This window comes from Bacteroides cellulosilyticus (genome assembly GCF_020091405.1).
Classification (GTDB): domain Bacteria; phylum Bacteroidota; class Bacteroidia; order Bacteroidales; family Bacteroidaceae; genus Bacteroides.
Genome location: NZ_CP081903.1, coordinates 1,738,445 through 1,756,492 on the forward strand (window position 1 = coordinate 1,738,445; position 18,048 = coordinate 1,756,492).

Below are 18,048 nucleotides of genomic sequence, written 5' to 3' on the forward strand. Positions count from 1 at the left end.
CGAAGATGTTATAATGATGAACCAAGAAAAGATACAAGAGCTTATAGTCAGGAGCAGAAGAGAAGATACGAATGCATTTTCTCTTCTGCTCTCTGATTTTCAGCCGCTTGCATTCCGGTTGCTGTGCGACGAAGACGAAGCCGAGGATATGGTGCAGAAAACCTTGCGCCATTCACCGCTCGATAATGATGCCGGTTATTCTTGCTATTAGCAGGTTATTGCTGGAAAAAATATCTTCGGTGGAAGAGAATTTAAATTAAGGATATACTTCGTCGTTGCCGGAATAAATAGTATCTTTATAGATAGTGACCGTCCGATGTGCAGTTGAATCATTCTTGATGGCAGTGACATCTCCCCGGGTAGTGAAATAGACATAGTTTCCCCTATCATAAAAGCGATAAACCCTGCATCCGTCATGTTCGAAAAGATAGCTGACCTTATATGTCGTGTTATTTTCAGATTTCCCTTCTTTTAGCGGAATTGCGGTGTAGCAAGAGGTGATTCCCATTACTATGAATGAGAAGATAAATAATTTAGCTATTGTCTTCATAGTCGGAAGTATTTATGTATGATTAAATACAAAGATAAGGTTTTCTTCGGATATATTTGCTGATTATAGATTTTATCTATCCCTGCATAGACAAATCCGATGAATAAAAAGTGTGTAAATATCAAACAAAATCCTTATTTTTGTGTTGTTAATAAGAATGACTAACGACAATTGATACGTAATTTACTAACTAAATAAGAAAAAGAACTATGGCTAAAAGTGTTAAGGGAACTCAGACAGAAAAGAATCTGTTGACCTCATTTGCAGGAGAATCACAAGCAAGAATGCGTTACACTTACTTTGCAAGTGTGGCTAAGAAAGAAGGTTACGAACAAATCGCTGCTATCTTCACTGAAACGGCTGACCAGGAAAAAGAACACGCTAAACGTATGTTCAAGTATCTGGAAGGCGGTATGGTGGAAATCACTGCAAGCTATCCTGCCGGTGTCATCAGCACTACATTGGACAACCTGAAAGAAGCTGCTGCCGGTGAACACGAAGAATGGTCATTGGATTATCCTCACTTTGCTGATGTGGCAGAAAAAGAAGGTTTCTATGAAATCGCTGCTATGTACCGCAACATCTCAATTGCCGAAAAAGGTCATGAAGAAAGATACCTGGCTTTCGTAAACAATATCGAGAATGCTACAGTATTCGCTAAAGAAGGTGAAGTAGTATGGCAATGCCGTAATTGCGGTTTCATCTTCACAGGTAAAGAAGCTCCTGAAGTTTGCCCGGCATGTTTGCATCCGCAGGCTTACTTCGAAGTGAAGAAAGAAAACTATTAAGAAATTCTTATTTCTACGATAAAGAACGCCCGGGTGTTTCGCTTGAAGAAACATCCGGGCGTTCGGCATTAATAAAGGAGATAACTCCTTAATTCCGCCAACGGGTGTCCTTATCCTATTTCTTTGCGTGCGGATAATCAATCGTATAGTGTAACCCCCGGCTTTCCTTGCGTTCTATTGCCTGACGTGTAATCAGATATCCGACATTGACCATATTGCGCAGTTCGCAAATCGCCCTGGATGCCTTGCTACGTTTAAAGAGATCTTCCGTCTCCTCATATATCATATCCAAACGTACCCAGGCACGTTTCAGACGCAAGTCACTTCGTACGATACCTACATAGGCTCCCATAATCTGGTTCACTTCTTTCATGCTCTGAGTAATAAGCACCATCTCTTCGTTGGTCACTGTTCCTTCGGCATTCCATTCCGGTATTTCGTGGTTGAACTCATAGCGGTCGAGCACGCTCAACGCATGTTTGGCGGCAGCGTCGGCATAGACAACCGCTTCAATCAAAGAGTTGGAAGCTAAACGATTGCCTCCGTGAAGACCTGTGCAAGAACATTCTCCTACGGCATACAGGCGATTGATGGAAGACTCTCCGTTCAGGTTTACCTTGATGCCACCACAGAGGTAGTGTGCGGCAGGGGCTACCGGGATATAGTCTTTGGTGATGTCGATGCCTAAGCTGAGGCACTTTTCGTAGATATTCGGGAAGTGCTTCTTGGTTTCTTCCGGATTTTTGTGCGTGACGTCCAGATATACATGGTCGTCGCCACGTTGCTTCATTTCGCTGTCGATGGCACGTGCCACGATGTCACGCGGGGCAAGAGAAAGACGCGGATCATATTTCTGCATAAACTCTTCACCACCCATATTGCGCAATACGGCACCATATCCGCGCATCGCTTCCGTAATCAGGAAACAGGGACGGTCGCCCGGATGATAAAGCGCTGTGGGGTGGAACTGGATGAACTCCATATCCTGTACGAAACCTTTGGCACGGTAGACCATGGCAATACCGTCTCCGGTAGCAACCAGCGGATTGGTAGTGTTGCGGTAAACAGCACCTACACCTCCCGTAGCCATTAGCGTTACTTTGGAAAGGAAAGTGTCCACTTCGCCCGTGTCCTCATTCAGTACATACGCTCCGTAGCACTTGATGCCCGGGGTATGGCGGGTTACGATGATACCCATGTGATGCTGCGTGATGATTTCTACGGCAAAATGGCGGTTGAATATTTCGATATTGGGGTGCGTCTTTACGGCTCTGATGAGGCTTTCCTGTATTTCGGCACCTGTATTGTCTTTGTGGTGCAGAATGCGGAATTCGGAGTGACCGCCTTCTTTATGGAGGTCGAAGTCTCCCTTATCGTTCTTGTCGAAGTCCACTCCCCAGTCTATCAGTTCTTTGATTTGTCCGGGGGCTTCGCGCACCACTTTCTCCACAGCGGCGCGGTCACTGATCCAGTCGCCTGCAATCATGGTGTCTTCAATGTGCTTGTCGAAGTTATCTACCAGTGTATTGGTTACTGAGGCAATTCCCCCTTGGGCGAAGAAGGTGTTGGCTTCTTCCAGTTCCGTCTTGCAGATGAGTGCTACCTTACCTTTATGAGCCACTTTCAGAGCGAAACTCATACCGGCTATACCGGAACCAATTACTAAAAAGTCGAACTCTTTAATCATATTTCGTATGTTTAAGTACTGCAAAGCTACAAAATAACTGGGTTGCTTGTACTTTTCCTGTATATTAATTCACGATTTTATGATAAGTATTGCTTTATAACCTCGTCCAGCGACTCATCTTTTGTAAGCTTTATTTTCTTACGCATACGCGAACGGATCATGTTGACACTACTCCGGTTGATGCCCATTATCAAGGCTATTTCATCCGTACTTTGATTCATGCAGATGAGCATGGCCAGTAGCTCCTCGTTGCGGGTGAGTTGCGGATATTTCTCCCGTAACTTAGGCAAGTAAAGCGGATATATGGCGGCAAATGATTTTCTGAAGGTGTTCTCGTCTTCTTTACTGAGCAGACTTTGTCCGGTCAGTTGGCTGACGGCGCTCAGGTTGTTGGCCGCCATTGCCTGCTCTATCTGTCCTGCTAATAATTCGTTGTGCCGGTTCAGTTCTTGCTGACGGGCCATTAACTTTTGTATTTCCTGTTTACGCTTTTCCAATAACAGGCGGTTCGCTTTCCTCTTGGTGATAAAATAGGCAATGGAAATGATAAGTAACAACAACAGTGCAATGGAGATGTATATATTGAAGAACAACTGATGTTGTTGCAGCTCCACTTGTGCGGAAAGCAACTTGTTTTCCTTCTCTTTACGCTCGGCGTCAAACCGGATGTTGGCGGCGGCAACGGCACGTATCTTTTCATCCAGATTCAGGGAGTCGGCGAAGAGCTGGTCGCGGTCGTAGCAACGGAAGAAGGCATCGTCCATTCTCATCCTCCGGTAGTAGTCCATCAGTATCCGGTTGGCATTCTTCTCTTTTCCAATCATGTCCATCCGGGCAAATCCACGGGCTGCCTTTTCTATAAGAGGTATTCCTTGTGAGGCCTTACCTGTCTCCAGCAGAGCACGTCCTAAATGAAGGTTCAGGTCATATCTGGCCCATTGAGGCATGCGGGTACTGTCCGGACAAATGCTTACTGCAAGCTGCAATGCTTTTTGTACAGAGTCCGGATAGTCCAGATAGCTGTCTACTGTGAGGACTTTGTTGACAAACACACCTTTAAAGCTCTCCTGTCCGGCTGAAATTTTCCCGGCCTGGTTCAGATAGTAGAATACAGAATCTTTATTCTGGGTTCTGCGGAATATTTCTGCACGATAGCGATAGAGATCGCCCAGTCCGAAGCTGTCTTTCAGGAGTGAATAATATTGGGCTTTTGAATTCAGTTCTAAGGCACGGTCGTACATGCCCAGTTCGGCATAGAGGTTGGCCTGTTCGCCATAGGCTATCACGATATTAGGCGGGGCTATGCTGTCATTGTAGCTGTTGATGGCCTCTTGGTTGGTGGCTACCGCTTTCTCGTATTCACCGACCAGGCGGTAGTAGATGCCCAGCCGGGATATGATGCGAAGCATATTGTGGAATTTTCCTCCCTGATGGTAATATTCCATTGCTTTCTCCAGGAGTCGGATGGCTTGGGGAACGTCGTTACCGGAATAGATATAAACTCCGCTGACAATTTCGGCTTGTGGAATGTAACGGTCGGCATCATCGTATTCGGGTAATTGCAAGTATTCGTCTGCCAGCCGGATAGCTGCCTCATTGTCTCCGTACATCTGGTGCAAGCCTGCCCGTGTGGATAACAATTCATGTTTGCAATGCTGTTGCAGAAAGGGAGCGTTGTTGAGGCTGTCCAGATATTCTATGCCGGGACGGAATTGCTTGCTGCCCAGATAGCTGAAATAGAATAAGTTGATCATCTGCCGGGCGTATTTGACCATTGTATCTTTGGGTTCGGTGTAATCTGCTACGGCTAACAATTCGGATATCTTTTGTTTGCCTTCGTCAATGGCTGCCTGATGCTTTCTCTCTTTCAGTAATGTGTTCAGTTGTTGGATAGTCTGCTGCCATTGCTGTGTGTCCTGACTGCCTGAAGAATGTGTGGGGGCGGTGCAGGCTCCGGCAGACAGTATGAGGAGTAATATAAGTGTTTTTATCTTCATAAATTGGAGGTTTATTTGGTTTGCCGGACAAAGATACAATTCCATTTTAAAAAAGAAATAAGTGCTACCTCTATTTTTTTATGTTTTATCGGGCTTGATAATGAGAGAGATACATTTTTGTATATTGGATTGTACATTGGTTATTTATGGTTTAATCTTATAGTTTCTGCAAATTTGCAGTCTATAGAAGACTAACCAAATAATAAATTAAGGTGGAAAAGATGTCACGATTGTGTATGAAAGAAATCAGTAGGGCTTTGATAGAGATGATTTCCGATGAATCGCCCTATGCTTCGAAAGATATGCTTTGCGGAGCGCGTGGAGCCGTTTTCCGCGAGATATTTATTTTTCATTATCCAGGCTTTATAAAAAAGGTGCAGAAGCTGGTTCCCGGTGTTACGAAAGACGAGGAACTGCTCTGTATGCTGATTGCCGTTGGGCAGTCGGTAGATGAGATTGAGCAACTGTTTTGTTTGCCGGCCGAGCAGGTGTATATGTTCCGTAAGTCGGTATGCTGGAAGATGAGATTGGAGGAAGAAAAGCTGTTGGGCGATAAATTGCGGGAGATATTGGAGGGATAACTCCTGTCGTTCCGCAAAAATACCTATCTTAGCGGCAAAAACAGAACAAAATGAATCGTATCTTCCATGCCCGCATCGCTATAGGGCAATATTTGTTTTTAGTGCTGACAACGATTATCGTTGTTTATGCCATGTGGATGCAGCATGCCGTCATGGCCATCCTTTTTATGCTCCTGCTCGTCATCGCCATCGAGCGCCTCATTCATACTACGTATACGCTGACCACGGACGACAAACTCCTCCTTTTTTACGGACGTTTTTCCCGTTCGGAGGAAATATCCCTGAAAGACATTATCTCTGTGGAACGGGCCTCGTCCATGAAAATAGGACGTTTTGCCGTGATGCGCTATGTGCTGGTGAAGTACGGAACGAAGGGAAAATGTGCCGTGCTACTTCCGGTGAAAGAAGATATGTTCATAAAAACCCTTACTAATCGTTTAAATGAAGTGAAGAAATACTAATTCTCCATTCACCTGTTGCAGCCTTCCCGAGAGTCGTCCGTCTAATTTCTAAAAATAAGAGAAATGATGATGAATTTGACTTGTGCTATTTTGCATGCCGACAGACAGGTGAGTGAACAATTAGAAGTGTTCATAGCCAAGACACCCTTTCTTGCTTTGTGTGGAAAGTACAGTAATCCTATTGAGGCTTTGAAGGGTTATTATGATAATAAGGTACACCTTTACTTCGTAGGAATCGGACAGGAAGAAACGGAGGGCATCAACGGGATGGAATTCTGCAAACTACTCTCTCCGTACACCCGTGTCATATTTATTGCGGATACTCCCCGGTATGCCGCCGAGTGTTTCCGGCTGGATGCATTGGACTATCTGATATCCGAAGTCAGTTTTCCGGTCTTTTTCGAAGCGGTGAACAAGGCTTCGCGTTGGTTCAGCCTGAAAGGTGAAACGGGAATATCGCTTACCGCTCTTCCCGAAAAGTCTCAGACAGAAACTTGCCAGCCGGAAACGCCCAAGGTGATTTATGTGAAGTCCGACAATCGGATTTTCCGCCTGGATATATCCAGGATCTCCTATATCGAAGGGTTGGGCGATTACGTGAAGATTTATAGCAAGGACGAACCGAAGCCTGTGCTGAGCCTGTGCACGATGAAGTATATGGAAGAGAAACTGCCTTCTGATGAGTTCATACGCGTTCACCGTTCGTTTATTATACGCAAAGACTGCATACGCATCATAGAAAGCAGCAAGATTGCTTTGGACAAGAGAAGTATTCCTATCGGAGAGGTTTACCGGAAGAAGCTGAAGAATTATATTGCTGATTATTCTGTTCTTTAACCTGTTGCGATGCTTGTCTCCGGAATTAGCTCGCATCGATACAGTGGTGGGATATCTTCCCACTGCGACTGAAGGTATTTCCCACTACGACTGAAGGTATTTCCCATTACGACTGAAGGCATTTCCCATTACGACTGAAAGCACTTCCCATTACGACTGAACTGGTGTTTCACTGCAACTGAACTTAGTGAAACACCAAGTTCTCTATCACACAGATAGTTATGCTTCTTATTTCAGCTTTGCCCGTGATATTCTTTCTCCGAACGTAAGATTCAGGTTTACGCTAAAACGACTTTCCTGCGTCAGGCTGCTGCGTGAATTTATCTGCTTCCGCCAGGTGGCGCCCAATGAAAGGTAGGAGTAGCGGATAGGAAAACTTGCCCCGGCACTGACCTCCAGATACTTCATTTTTCCACCTCTCAGATTTATATAAGAATTGCTGAAGCCTACCCCTCCCATTATTTCAGTGGACCGGGGATAGCGTGGATTTGTGGTATAAACTCCCCCGATATTCATCTTGTGCTGATTCTCATATTTCATGGAAGTGTAGGATGAAGTGTTACGGCTCCAGTCCAGGTAATTGTAGTCGGCGGTAACCACCCAACGTTCGGTAGTCATGGACACTCCGCTGCCGATGTGCATGGGCAGGTATTGCGTCCGGCTATGGTAACTCTTGTCAAGGTTGTCGCTGGTAGAGGAGTTACTATAAGTCAGACTGTTGTCGTGGCTGATTTGAAGGGAGGGAGCAAACACTAACCCGGCCGCCCACTTCTGCCTTCCGGTGGTATTGAATTCATAATGCACTCCGAAATCGGCGTAAAAGGCACGTTTGGAAGATTCATACTCCACAATGGCACTCTCCTGTGTTTCACTTTGGGTGACAGTTCCCAGTATGATGCCCAGATTCACGCCTACCGACAGATTTTTGGTCAGTGCAAAGGCATTGGTAAGATAACAGCGGTATAAGCCTCCCGATCCTTCAAATAACGAATAAGTATAGCTTCCGGGCATTCCTTCCACCTCTTCTTCGGTCTGGATGACGTATCCTACGCTGCTGTAAGGCGAAGCACCCACCATGGCATACCAGCGTGGCAATACACGGAAGCCTATGCTGAAGCGGTTGGGATTGCCCATAAAGCTGGAACTGTGATCGTTCTGGAAAGAATAACGGGCATACGAAGCCGATGCGCCGACATCGAATATAAAGCAGGTGCTGTCCATTCGGGTGATGGCTGCCGGGTTCAGAGTGTTCTGGAAGCCGGGCTTGTTCAGGGCTATGCCGATATTGCCCATTCCGGCATAGCGTCCGCCGTCGCTGGTGCTCAATTCACCTATTCCATACATGGAAGTAGGCAGGTTGGTGGTGTTCTGGGCTACGACAGAGAGGCTTGCTGCACATAAACTGCACAGCATAAGGGGAATCCGTTGGTGATGTTTCATTTCTCGTTGTATATTTTAAATCTGATATCTAATCTGCATTGCCTCTCCTGATCGGGGTCGTTGGCAAAGATGATCTGATTGAAGGTCGTTGTCATTTCATTGTCCGGCAGACTCAGCAGCAGTTTCTGTCGTTTGATGCCCCATGTGCCGAAGTTGTTGCGGATGAATTCGGTTACATCAAAAGAATAGTAGGTATCCCGTCCGAACATGTCGTCCACACTCAGATTGCCGGTCTGTACCGTTACACCGTCGCTGCCATATACATAGTCTTCCAGTACATTGTTTTCATCCGTGATGTAGAGGCGGATGTCTTCCGGTAACTGGTTCAACTTGTTATAGCTTCCGGCCTGCGGATAGAGGTAGAGGGTGGCGCTTTCTATGGAGACGATTTCTCCCGCATCCTGCAAATTGTTCAGGTAGGGGAACTCTATCTGGTTGTAGAGTCCGGTTAGCCCCTGCATATACGCATGCTTGTCCAGATCGTAGGAGTGGATAAGGTTTTCTATTCCGCTTTCCAGGGAGGCAAGGGAAGTCTCGGTCCGGTCGTGACGAATACCCGTGTAGGCATAGTCCGTATTTACGCTGAATACCAGTTCCTTTTCCGTGCGTTGGCTGGTTATCTCTTTATAATGCAGGGTGATGGCCATGGATGAATCATTTACCTGGAATCCGGTGATACATTCACCGCTGCTTTCGGCTACGAGGGCCAGTCCGGGAAATTTCTCCTTGAACTTATCTTGGCTGTCGAAATAGTCTTCTTCGGCTATGAGGTCCGTCAGCAGTTCCTTTCCCAGTTCGTCGGGCAGACGTATCTCTAATTCTTTCTTTTGCCCGGGGCGTGGAGTGAAGGCAAAGCTGAACAGGGGAGTGCCCTCGGTGGGCAATACGGTGGTGGTGTATAAATCTTCGTCATCATCCAGATAAATGGGCTGTTTCAGCCGGTATACGGAGATGCGTTGCTGCGTCAGCGTATCGCCCCAGAAGTGGCCGGAGGGCGTCATCCGTAGTACGAGTGAGTCGAAGCTATAGCTGTAGTTCTCGTTGGGAGTGAAACTGTTTGCGGAGTATTCGGCATAATAGGTGGCAGAGGCTTCGCCCCATGACGGGTCCTTGTAATGTCCCAGCTGGCAGATACTGTCTCCCCTGGTTTCTATGGAGTCCATAAGAATAGTGCTGATATCCACGGTGCAAGTGTCTACATATATATTGTAGAAAGAACTGTCGACCAAGCTTTTGCCCAGTTCTGAGTTTTCGTCCTGGCAGGCGCAGATGGCGGCGATCATTATAATCAGGCTATACAATAACTTTTTCATTGTTCATAGTGTTTTTGAGCTACGAGCTACAAGCTACAAGCTACGAGTGCCTTTCGGTATGATAGCGCAGCCACTCGTAGCTCGTAGCTTGTAGCTTATAAATTCTTTCGCAAAGGAAAATGAAATCTTCCATATCTTCCTATTAAAATCGGCTATCGGGCGGGTTTTATCGGTAAAGCTATTTACCGAAAAATTAGTGCTGTTTGTCGGTTATATTTGCTGATGAAGTGCCTGCCGCCTACTTTTGCTACCAAAAATATAGTAATCAAAATAAGTTCTGAAGAAAAAATGAATCGACTATTATTTGGAATGATGCTGCTGGCGGTTGGATGCCTGGCCGGCAGTTGTACGGACGACGATGAATACACCCAGGGTGTATGGATGAGAAGGTCGGACCTGGACGGTGTTGCACGGGGACAAGCCAATAGTTTCACCATCGATAATAAAGGCTATCTGTGCTGCGGTTTCCGTGGGACGAACAAGACATACCTGAAGGACCTTTGGATGTACGACATCAACAATGATTATTGGACACAATGTGCCGATATGCCCGATGAGGCACAAGGTCGCCACAGTGCAGCCTCGTTTGCTCTGAATGGAAAAGGATACATTACCACCGGTGTCCAGAAAAATGAGTCTACGAACCTGGCAGATACTTGGGAGTATGATCCCAATACAGACACCTGGACGCAGAAAGATGACTTTGGCGGAGGTGCACGTTATGGCGCACTGGCTTTTTCCATCGGAGAATATGGCTATGTGGGTACGGGTTATAATGACAACTACCTGAAAGACTTTTATCGTTTCGACCCTAATGCTGCTACCGGACAGCAATGGACAATCGTGAATGGATTCGGTGGATATAAACGCCGGTACGGTACAGCTTTCGTTATAGATGATGTGGCTTACATCTGTTGTGGGGAAAACAACAGTACTCTGGTAGACGATTTATGGAAGTTCGACGGTAGCGATTGGAAACAGTTGCGCGACATTGCCGATAATGATAGCGATGAAGATTATGACGACGATTATGCCATTACCCGTGCGGGTACCGTATCTTTCGTTATAGACGGTAGGGGATATATCGCAACAGGAACCCGTAGTGGGGTGACCAGTGATTATTGGGTATATGATCCGGAAGAAGATTTGTGGTATGGTGACTCTGATGATGACTATACGCCGATGACGAATGTGCATAATGTCAGCTCCGGAGGCTCATCGCGTTCCTATGCGGTATCTTTCTCCACGGGTAAGCGGGGTTTTGTTCTGTCGGGATCTTCGGGAACCAGTTATTTTGATGATGTCTATGAGCTCTTGCCTTATGAGCAGGAAGATGTTGATTAGTGTTTTTGCTATATAAAGATTTATGAAGCTGATGTTTATTGTGAAGATAGGTGTGCTGTCCCTTGTGGCAGTATGCCTTTCTTATTGTTCCGGTTGTACGAATGCTGCCGGAGAAAAGTTATCCTGCCGTTCCATGCAAGTGGAAGGGGGGTATGGATATGTGGTGGTTTACGGGGCAGATACACTGATTTATCAGCCTTATATACCTGCCATAGGCGAGAGGACAGCCTTTGCATCAGAAGAAGAAGCCTTGAAAATAGGCAGATTGGTGTGTCGCAAGTTAGCGGAGAAACAACCTCCTACCGTGAGCAGGGAGGAGATTGTTGAAAACTTACCGTCTATGCGTCTTCCGGCGGCAGGTCGCTGACTTCATGGCGTATAGGAGAACAATCATAAGGGTAACTCTTTAGCAGTTTACCTGTAATGGTTTTCTTTGTGTCACTGCCGGATCTTGACAAGGTCATAGTGTAACTGACTTGCAAGGTCTTATAATAGACATCAGCCTGATACCTGTTTTGTTTCATGCCGACCATGTCCACCTCGAAACTAATATCTTTTAATTCACCTCTGTACATTCCTCTGTCGGTGTATTTCTGTTTTTCTTGCTCGAAGATAATTTGTCCGTCTACAATATTTCCCGGCATATCCACATAGCGGCTTTCTCCTTCGGGATTCATCCATTCCTTGGGATATTCGCCGGTATCGGTGTCGAAGTAATATTCAGTAAAAGCATTGTAGAAGGGGAAAAAAGAAGTTTTCTTTATTTCTTCTCCGCTACCGGTTCTGTCTATCCAGGTGATTCCCCAAGGCTTTGTTCCGGCTTCTCTTACTCCATCAAATTCATCCAGGGAGTAAGTGATGGATTCTATCTGATAGTAATTGGTGCATATTTTCTGCCGGATGAATATTTGTTCTGAGTAAAGTCCTTGTTCGCTACTCAGTTTGAGAATCAATCTGCGCTCTTCCCCTGCAAAGTTGTCATTCAGTTGTATAGTCAGGGATTTTGCCTTGTCGCGGGTGATGCTGCCCCAATGGAAGCGTACGGTACCCATACCCTCCAGTTTCAAGGGATACCCGTTCTCATCTGTCATGATGCCTCCATCCGGGTACATAACGGAAGCCACAATCCAGTTGGTTCTGGTCATCGGAATCTCTATGGAGCTTGCATCGCCTTCGACGGTAAATTCTTCTGTAGAAGAGAAACGTTCATCATTTGCATTATCACAGGCTGTTCCACCGAAAAGGATGACAATGGAGAATATTAGCGCTTGGAGTACGTTTGTTCGTTTCATGTATCTTTAGTTTCGTTCGTTTAAATAGCTTTTGTTTATAGACGTATTTTATTGGAAAATACTGCAAACAAAGGTATGTTTTTTTAGTAAGAAAAAGATAGGGGAGGATGCTTTTTGTAGAATATTAGTTGTACCTTGTAGGTCTTTAAATCAACAAAATACATATAAAGTATGGAAAACGAATTACAAGTTATCAGAGAACAGGAAATAGAAGCATGCCTGATAGAACTGAGAGGACAAAAAGTACTGTTGGATAGAGATGTGGCAACGCTGTACGGAGTAGAAACGAAGCGGGTGAATGAAGCGGTGAGAAATAATCCGGATAAGTTCCCTAAGGATTATATCATTGAATTGAATGAAAGTGAGATACGATATTTGCGGTCGAAAATTTCGACCACAAATTTATCTTCCAAAGTACGTGCGGTCCCTAAAGCTTTCACCGAAAAAGGACTTTATATGCTTGCCACCGTTTTGAAAAGCCCCCGGGCTACGGCTACGACTCTTGCCATTATAGAATCTTTTGCCCATTTAAGAGAACTCTCCCGCAATCTAAATATCTTGTCAACAGAAACAGATGAAGGTAAACAGAAAACATTGACCCAACGCAGCAGTGAGTTACTTCACGAATTATTGTCTGTAGAAGAGAAAGGGGATACAACAGAAACCGAATCTTCGATAGAGCTGAATTTATATGCCTTAAAGATGAAGCGTACGGTGAAAAAGACAAAGAAAGGATAATTCTTTTGTGCAGATAAGAGAGGTTTTTATTAACTTGCAGGCAGTTTACAAGTATACTAATAAATAAGACTATGAAATACCAAGTTGCCATTATCGGTGGAGGTCCTGCTGGATATACTGCTGCCGAAACAGCCGGAAAAGCCGGTTTGAGTGTAGTGTTGTTCGAGAAACAGAATTTGGGTGGAGTCTGCCTCAATGAAGGCTGTATCCCTACCAAGACCTTGTTGTATTCGGCAAAGACGTATGATGCTGCGCGTCATGCTTCCAAATATGCGGTGAATGTTTCCGAAGTCTCATTTGACTTGCCGAAGATTATTGCCCGCAAACAGAAGGTAGTGCGCAAGCTGGTGCTGGGCGTTAAAGGCAAACTGACGGCACACGGTGTAAATATCGTGCAGGGAGAGGCTACCATCATTGACAAGAATACCGTGCAGTGTGGTGGCGAAACTTACGAATGTGAAAACCTGATTCTTTGTACGGGTTCGGAAACCTTCGTTCCGCCTATTCCCGGTGTGGATACCGTACCTTTCTGGACGCATCGCGACGCTTTGGATAATAAGGAGCTTCCCGCATCACTTGCCATTATCGGTGGTGGAGTGATTGGCATCGAGTTTGCTTCTTTCTTCAATAGTCTGGGCGTGCAGGTCACTGTGATAGAGATGCTTGATGAAATTCTGGGCGGCATGGATAAGGAGCTTTCTGCTATGCTGCGTGCAGAGTATGCCAAACGTGGAATTAAGTTTATGCTTAGTACAAAAGTGGTATCTATTGCTGAGGCTTCTTCCGATGATGGGAAACCACAGGTACAGGTGAATTATGAGAATGCGGAAGGTGCAGGTGCTGTATTGGCTGATAGATTATTGATGAGCGTAGGCCGCCGTCCGGTGATAAAAGGATTCGGGCTCGAAAACCTGGATTTACGAAAGACTGAACGGGGAAATATCTGTGTGAACGAATGTATGCAGGCCTCTGTTCCGGGCATATATGTATGTGGTGATCTGACGGGGTTCTCGTTGTTGGCACATACAGCCGTGCGTGAGGCAGAAGTAGCCGTACATACCATACTTGGCCAGAAGGATGCTATGAGTTACTGGGCTGTTCCCGGTGTGGTATATACTAATCCGGAGATTGCCGGTGTGGGGCAAACGGAAGAGGCTCTGCAACTAAAAGGTATCAACTATCGGGTTGTAAAGCTTCCGATGGCCTACTCCGGGCGTTTCGTCGCTGAAAATGAAGGTGTGAATGGAGTTTGCAAGCTTCTGATAGCGGATGATGAAACAATAGTGGGGGCACATGTACTGGGCAATCCGGCTTCCGAAATCATCACTTTGGCAGGTATGGCCATCGAGTTGAAACTGACTACTACGGAATGGAAGAAAATCATTTTCCCCCATCCTACGGTTTCTGAAATCTTTAAGGAAGCATTATGATAATCACAATCGCTTCTTAGCGCTTTTCAGGACTCATATAAAATATTAGAACGATGAAAACTGTAAAATTGATTACTTGTAACGATGCTGCTCAGGCACACATCATTCAGGGAGCATTGGAGAATGAAGGCATTTCTTCCCTTCTTCACAATGAGAATATGTCTACGTTGTTGCGCGGCTACATCAATGATATTGCCGGAGTGGACGTTTTGGTTGACGAAACCGATTATGAAGCTGCCGTTCGCTTGCTGGAACAGAATGAGATGATCCCGGAGCAATTAAAATATTGCCCTTTCTGCGGTTCGTCCGACATTAAGTTTGTGTTGAAGAAAGAGCATCGGCTACGGGCTGTCATGTCGGCCATCGCCTCTTTGTTGGCGGCTACTCCTCCGGGAAATAATCATTGGGAGTATGTCTGCCATGCCTGTGGAGGAAAGTTTGAAAAGCCGGTTGCAGAATTTCATTCGGCTGAGATATGATCCGTAAGTATATCAAAAGGTACTAATTCCCTCAACAGGTAATTTAATATTAGTACTTATCAGTAATTAAATGCACATGAAAAAATATCTTTTGTCGCTTACTCTTTCTCTCTTATTTATTCCCATAGTACTATGGGGGCAGAATACGAGTGCTAAGAGTCTCTCTTCCCGCCTGGATACCCTGATAAAATATCAGCTTCCTACCGGCTCCAACGTTGGTATATCCGTATACGACCTGACTACAGGAAAGTCCTTATATACCTATCAATCGGATAAACTTTCCCGTCCGGCTTCTACCATGAAGTTGCTGACTACCATTACCGCCCTTGCCCGCCCCGATGCGGATGAACCTTTTAAAACGGAGGTATGGTATCAGGGAGTGATTGAACGGGATACACTGAAGGGTGACATATACGTTGTCGGTGGATATGATCCTGAATTTGATGATGAAGCTTTGGACTCGCTGGTGAATACGGTGAGCCGCTTCCCCTTTTCGGTGATAGCAGGCAACGTATACGGTGATGTTTCTATGAAAGACTCCATCTATTGGGGAAGTGGCTGGGCATGGGATGATACGCCTGCCTCATACCAACCCTATCTCTCACCGTTGATGCTGAATAAAGGTCTGGTTACCGTAACTGCTTCTCCGGGTGAGAAAGGAGAAATGGCAAATATCGAATGTGTCCCCGCCTCTTCCTATTATACTGTGACCAATGAAACCCGGTCCCGTACTCCTTCTGCCGGACGTTTCGGTGTTTCTCGGGATTGGTTGCAGAATGGCAATAATGTGATTATTAAAGGAAACGTGGAAAGTAAGCGGATAGGTACGGTGAATATCTATTCCTCCCAGGATTTCTTTATGCATACTTTTCTTGAACGCCTGCAAGCAAAAGGTATCCAATGCCCCGCCGGTTATGCTTTCAACGAATTGCAGAAAGATAGCCTTTCAGTGCAAATGGCTTTGTTTGAGACTTCCACTCAAGATGTAGTCAATCAGATAATGAAAGAAAGTGATAATCTGAATGCCCAGGCTTTGCTTTGTCGTTTGGGTGCCCAAGCTACCGGTAAAAAACGAATTTCGGATGAAGACGGGCTTTCTGCCATTCGTAAGCAGATAAAAGCTTTGGGAGGAGATGCGGATAGCTATAAACTGGCTGATGGCTGTGGACTTTCCAATTATAATTATATCTCTCCTGATCTGCTGGTTTCTTTCCTGAAGTTTGCTTATTCGCGCACGGACGTTTTTCAGAAGTTGTATAAGGCTTTGCCCATTGGCGGTGTGGATGGGACACTAAAATACCGGATGCAACGCGGGACTCCCTCTCATAAGAATGTACATGCCAAAACCGGGTCCTTTACAGCTATTAATTGCTTGGCCGGCTATTTGCGTGCCGCAAACGGGCATGAAGTGGCTTTTGCCATCATGAATCAGAATGTACTTTCAGGAGCTAAAGCACGTGCTTTTCAGGATGCGGTATGTGACGAAGTAATAAAATAGTTACGAGCTACAAGCTACGAGCTACGAGTGGCTGCGTTGATGTCGCAGAACTCGTAGCTCGTTTCTTATAGCTCGTACTGATTTACACTTGTAGTTCGTAGCCCGTAACTCGTAGCTTACTTATACTGTGCCCAATCTACATTCTTCATGTCTCCACTTTTTGCCAATTCCGCATGCATAGCCAATGCAGCGCGGGTTGCTTGCGGAGTCTGAGACTTACCATCAGTTATCTTCAAGTAATCCCAGAGGATATTCTTGTAATCCGGATGAACGCAGTTTTCGATGATTGCCTGCGCGCGTTCTTTCGGGCTCTTACCACGCAAGTCGGCAACGCCTTGTTCAGTAATGATAATGTTTACGTCATGTTCTGTATGGTCGTGGTGAGATACCATCGGGACAATGGCGCTGATCTTGCCTTCCTTGGCGACGGACGGACAAGTAAAGATGGAAATATAAGCGTTGCGTGTGAAGTCACCGCTTCCGCCGATACCGTTCATCATCTTCGTGCCGCCGATATGTGTAGAGTTAACGTTTCCGTAGAGGTCAGCTTCGATAGCCGTGTTGATAGAGATAACCCCCAGACGGCGTACAATCTCCGGATTATTGGAGATTTCCGACGGGCGGAGCACCAGTTTATCACGGAAGAAGTCCATATCATCATAAATACCTTGCAGACAGTCGTTCGTTACAGTGAGTGAGCAAGCGCTACCAAACTTCACGCGACCGTCACGGATTAATCCGATTACGGAATTCTGAATAACTTCCGTGTACATTTCGAATGCCGGGATGGTCTTGTCACGTCCCAATGCACCGAGCACAGCGTTAGCGATATTGCCTACACCGGATTGCAACGGCAGGAAGGTTGACGGAATGATTCCGCGCTTCATGTCCGCAGCCAGGAAGTCGGCTACATTCTGACCAATCTTGTCGGTCAACGGATCAGCCTCGGCAAAACTGCGTGCTTCGTCCGGCCAATTGGTTTCCACAACGCCTACAATCTTTTTCGGATCTACCTGGATATACGGTTGACCGATGCGATCACTTGGTTTATAGATAGGTATTTCGCGGCGGTAAGGCGGATCAAGCGGTTCGTATACATCGTGCAGTCCCATAGCATTTTTGCTGTGAGCAGCATTCAGTTCCACGATGATCTGGTCGGCAAGGCGGCAAACGGTGGGAGCGATACCACCGGCTGCGGTCAGATAAATCTTGCCGTCGGGAGTTACTTCGCAAGCTTCGATAATGGCAATGTTTACTTTGCCCATGAAACCGTAACGAACTTCCTGTGCCATCTGAGACAAGTGGATGTCGTTATAGGCAATTTCTCCGCTGTTTACTGCTTTACGGAAATCGGAATTGGTTGTGTAAGGAGCACGATAGCGGATTGCTTTGGCGCGTGATAGTATACCGTCGCAGGAGTCACCCGTAGAGGCACCTGTGAAGATCCCTATCTGGAAAGGGTTTCCTTTTGCATGTTCAGCTTCCGCTATTTTTGCTAATTCTGCCGTAACGGCTTTGGCTGTTCCAGCGGGAGTAAATCCGCTCAAGCCGATGTTGTAGCCATGTTTGATCAGGCTTGCAGCTTCCGCTGCCGAGATGTAATTGAATGCCAT

General features: G+C 45.9%; 17 protein-coding genes and 1 pseudogene. 11 read left to right on the plus strand and 7 right to left on the minus strand.

Going from position 1 to position 18,048, the window contains the following annotated elements; all coding sequences use genetic code 11:
- Positions 1 to 13: 13 nt before the first annotated feature.
- Positions 14 to 163, plus strand: a pseudogene (locus K6V21_RS05960) (RNA polymerase subunit sigma-70); the annotation flags it as partial.
- Between the two features lie 93 nt (positions 164 to 256).
- Here K6V21_RS05960 and K6V21_RS05965 read toward each other — a convergent pair.
- Positions 257 to 550: a DUF4884 domain-containing protein gene (locus K6V21_RS05965; RefSeq protein ID WP_217716081.1), complete on the minus strand. Its 294-nt coding sequence runs from the start codon at positions 548 to 550 to the stop codon at positions 257 to 259.
- Between the two features lie 209 nt (positions 551 to 759).
- Between K6V21_RS05965 and rbr the strand changes: the two genes are divergently transcribed.
- Entirely contained in the window at positions 760 to 1,338 is a 579-nt protein-coding gene (rbr, locus tag K6V21_RS05970) for a rubrerythrin (protein WP_007216470.1), read from the plus strand.
- A 115-nt stretch (positions 1,339 to 1,453) separates the two neighbouring features.
- Here rbr and nadB read toward each other — a convergent pair whose 3' ends face one another.
- Positions 1,454 to 3,025: an L-aspartate oxidase gene (nadB, locus tag K6V21_RS05975; RefSeq protein ID WP_224321221.1), complete on the minus strand. Its 1,572-nt coding sequence runs from the start codon at positions 3,023 to 3,025 to the stop codon at positions 1,454 to 1,456.
- A gap of 77 nt (positions 3,026 to 3,102) precedes the next feature.
- A complete protein-coding gene (locus K6V21_RS05980; RefSeq protein WP_224321222.1) occupies positions 3,103 to 5,022 on the minus strand; it encodes a tetratricopeptide repeat protein in 1,920 nt (639 codons plus the stop codon).
- A 221-nt stretch (positions 5,023 to 5,243) separates the two neighbouring features.
- On the opposite strand from K6V21_RS05980, the gene K6V21_RS05985 reads away from it, so the two are divergent.
- From K6V21_RS05985 to K6V21_RS05995, 3 genes are all read left to right on the plus strand, one after another.
- On the plus strand, positions 5,244 to 5,603 hold the full coding sequence (locus K6V21_RS05985) for a helicase (RefSeq protein WP_224321223.1): 360 nt from the start codon (positions 5,244 to 5,246) through the stop codon (positions 5,601 to 5,603).
- A 50-nt stretch (positions 5,604 to 5,653) separates the two neighbouring features.
- Positions 5,654 to 6,064 (plus strand): PH domain-containing protein, encoded by a 411-nt coding sequence (locus K6V21_RS05990; RefSeq protein WP_217716078.1) that lies wholly within the window; start codon positions 5,654 to 5,656, stop codon positions 6,062 to 6,064.
- Between the two features lie 63 nt (positions 6,065 to 6,127).
- On the plus strand, positions 6,128 to 6,901 hold the full coding sequence (locus K6V21_RS05995) for a LytR/AlgR family response regulator transcription factor (protein WP_217716077.1): 774 nt from the start codon (positions 6,128 to 6,130) through the stop codon (positions 6,899 to 6,901).
- A 228-nt stretch (positions 6,902 to 7,129) separates the two neighbouring features.
- Here the strand turns inward: K6V21_RS05995 and K6V21_RS06000 are convergent, their stop codons facing one another.
- The gene (locus K6V21_RS06000) at positions 7,130 to 8,341 is read right to left on the minus strand and encodes a hypothetical protein (protein ID WP_224321224.1); all 1,212 of its coding nucleotides are present in this window, start codon (positions 8,339 to 8,341) and stop codon (positions 7,130 to 7,132) included.
- Positions 8,338 to 9,654 (minus strand): DUF4270 family protein, encoded by a 1,317-nt coding sequence (locus K6V21_RS06005; protein ID WP_224321225.1) that lies wholly within the window; start codon positions 9,652 to 9,654, stop codon positions 8,338 to 8,340. Before K6V21_RS06005 ends, K6V21_RS06000 begins: the two co-directional genes overlap by 4 nt.
- 288 nt (positions 9,655 to 9,942) lie before the next feature.
- Between K6V21_RS06005 and K6V21_RS06010 the strand changes: the two genes are divergently transcribed.
- Together K6V21_RS06010 and K6V21_RS06015 are read left to right on the plus strand one after the other, a co-directional pair.
- On the plus strand, positions 9,943 to 10,998 hold the full coding sequence (locus K6V21_RS06010; RefSeq protein WP_217716074.1) for a Kelch repeat-containing protein: 1,056 nt from the start codon (positions 9,943 to 9,945) through the stop codon (positions 10,996 to 10,998).
- Between the two features lie 22 nt (positions 10,999 to 11,020).
- Positions 11,021 to 11,365 carry a DUF4907 domain-containing protein gene (locus tag K6V21_RS06015; protein ID WP_224321226.1) on the plus strand — a complete coding sequence of 115 codons (345 nt, stop codon included), beginning with the start codon at positions 11,021 to 11,023 and terminating at the stop codon, positions 11,363 to 11,365.
- Here the strand turns inward: K6V21_RS06015 and K6V21_RS06020 are convergent.
- Positions 11,337 to 12,290, minus strand: a complete 954-nt coding sequence (locus K6V21_RS06020; protein ID WP_224321227.1) for a hypothetical protein — start codon at positions 12,288 to 12,290, stop codon at positions 11,337 to 11,339. The genes K6V21_RS06015 and K6V21_RS06020 overlap by 29 nt on opposite strands.
- Positions 12,291 to 12,461: 171 nt before the next feature.
- Between K6V21_RS06020 and K6V21_RS06025 the strand changes: the two genes are divergently transcribed.
- The 4 genes from K6V21_RS06025 to dacB all read left to right on the plus strand — a co-directional run bounded on the left by K6V21_RS06025 (position 12,462) and on the right by dacB (position 16,435).
- Positions 12,462 to 13,028, plus strand: a complete 567-nt coding sequence (locus K6V21_RS06025) for an ORF6N domain-containing protein (protein WP_224321228.1) — start codon at positions 12,462 to 12,464, stop codon at positions 13,026 to 13,028.
- 71 nt (positions 13,029 to 13,099) lie between these two features.
- Positions 13,100 to 14,458, plus strand: a complete 1,359-nt coding sequence (gene lpdA, locus K6V21_RS06030) for a dihydrolipoyl dehydrogenase (protein ID WP_224321229.1) — start codon at positions 13,100 to 13,102, stop codon at positions 14,456 to 14,458.
- Between the two features lie 53 nt (positions 14,459 to 14,511).
- Positions 14,512 to 14,937, plus strand: a complete 426-nt coding sequence (locus K6V21_RS06035; RefSeq protein ID WP_217716069.1) for a DUF2007 domain-containing protein — start codon at positions 14,512 to 14,514, stop codon at positions 14,935 to 14,937.
- A gap of 76 nt (positions 14,938 to 15,013) precedes the next feature.
- Positions 15,014 to 16,435: a D-alanyl-D-alanine carboxypeptidase/D-alanyl-D-alanine-endopeptidase gene (gene dacB / locus K6V21_RS06040; protein ID WP_217716068.1), complete on the plus strand. Its 1,422-nt coding sequence runs from the start codon at positions 15,014 to 15,016 to the stop codon at positions 16,433 to 16,435.
- Positions 16,436 to 16,551: 116 nt separating this feature from the next.
- Here dacB and K6V21_RS06045 read toward each other — a convergent pair whose 3' ends face one another.
- Positions 16,552 to 18,048: an acetyl-CoA hydrolase/transferase family protein gene (locus tag K6V21_RS06045; protein WP_217716067.1), complete on the minus strand. Its 1,497-nt coding sequence runs from the start codon at positions 18,046 to 18,048 to the stop codon at positions 16,552 to 16,554.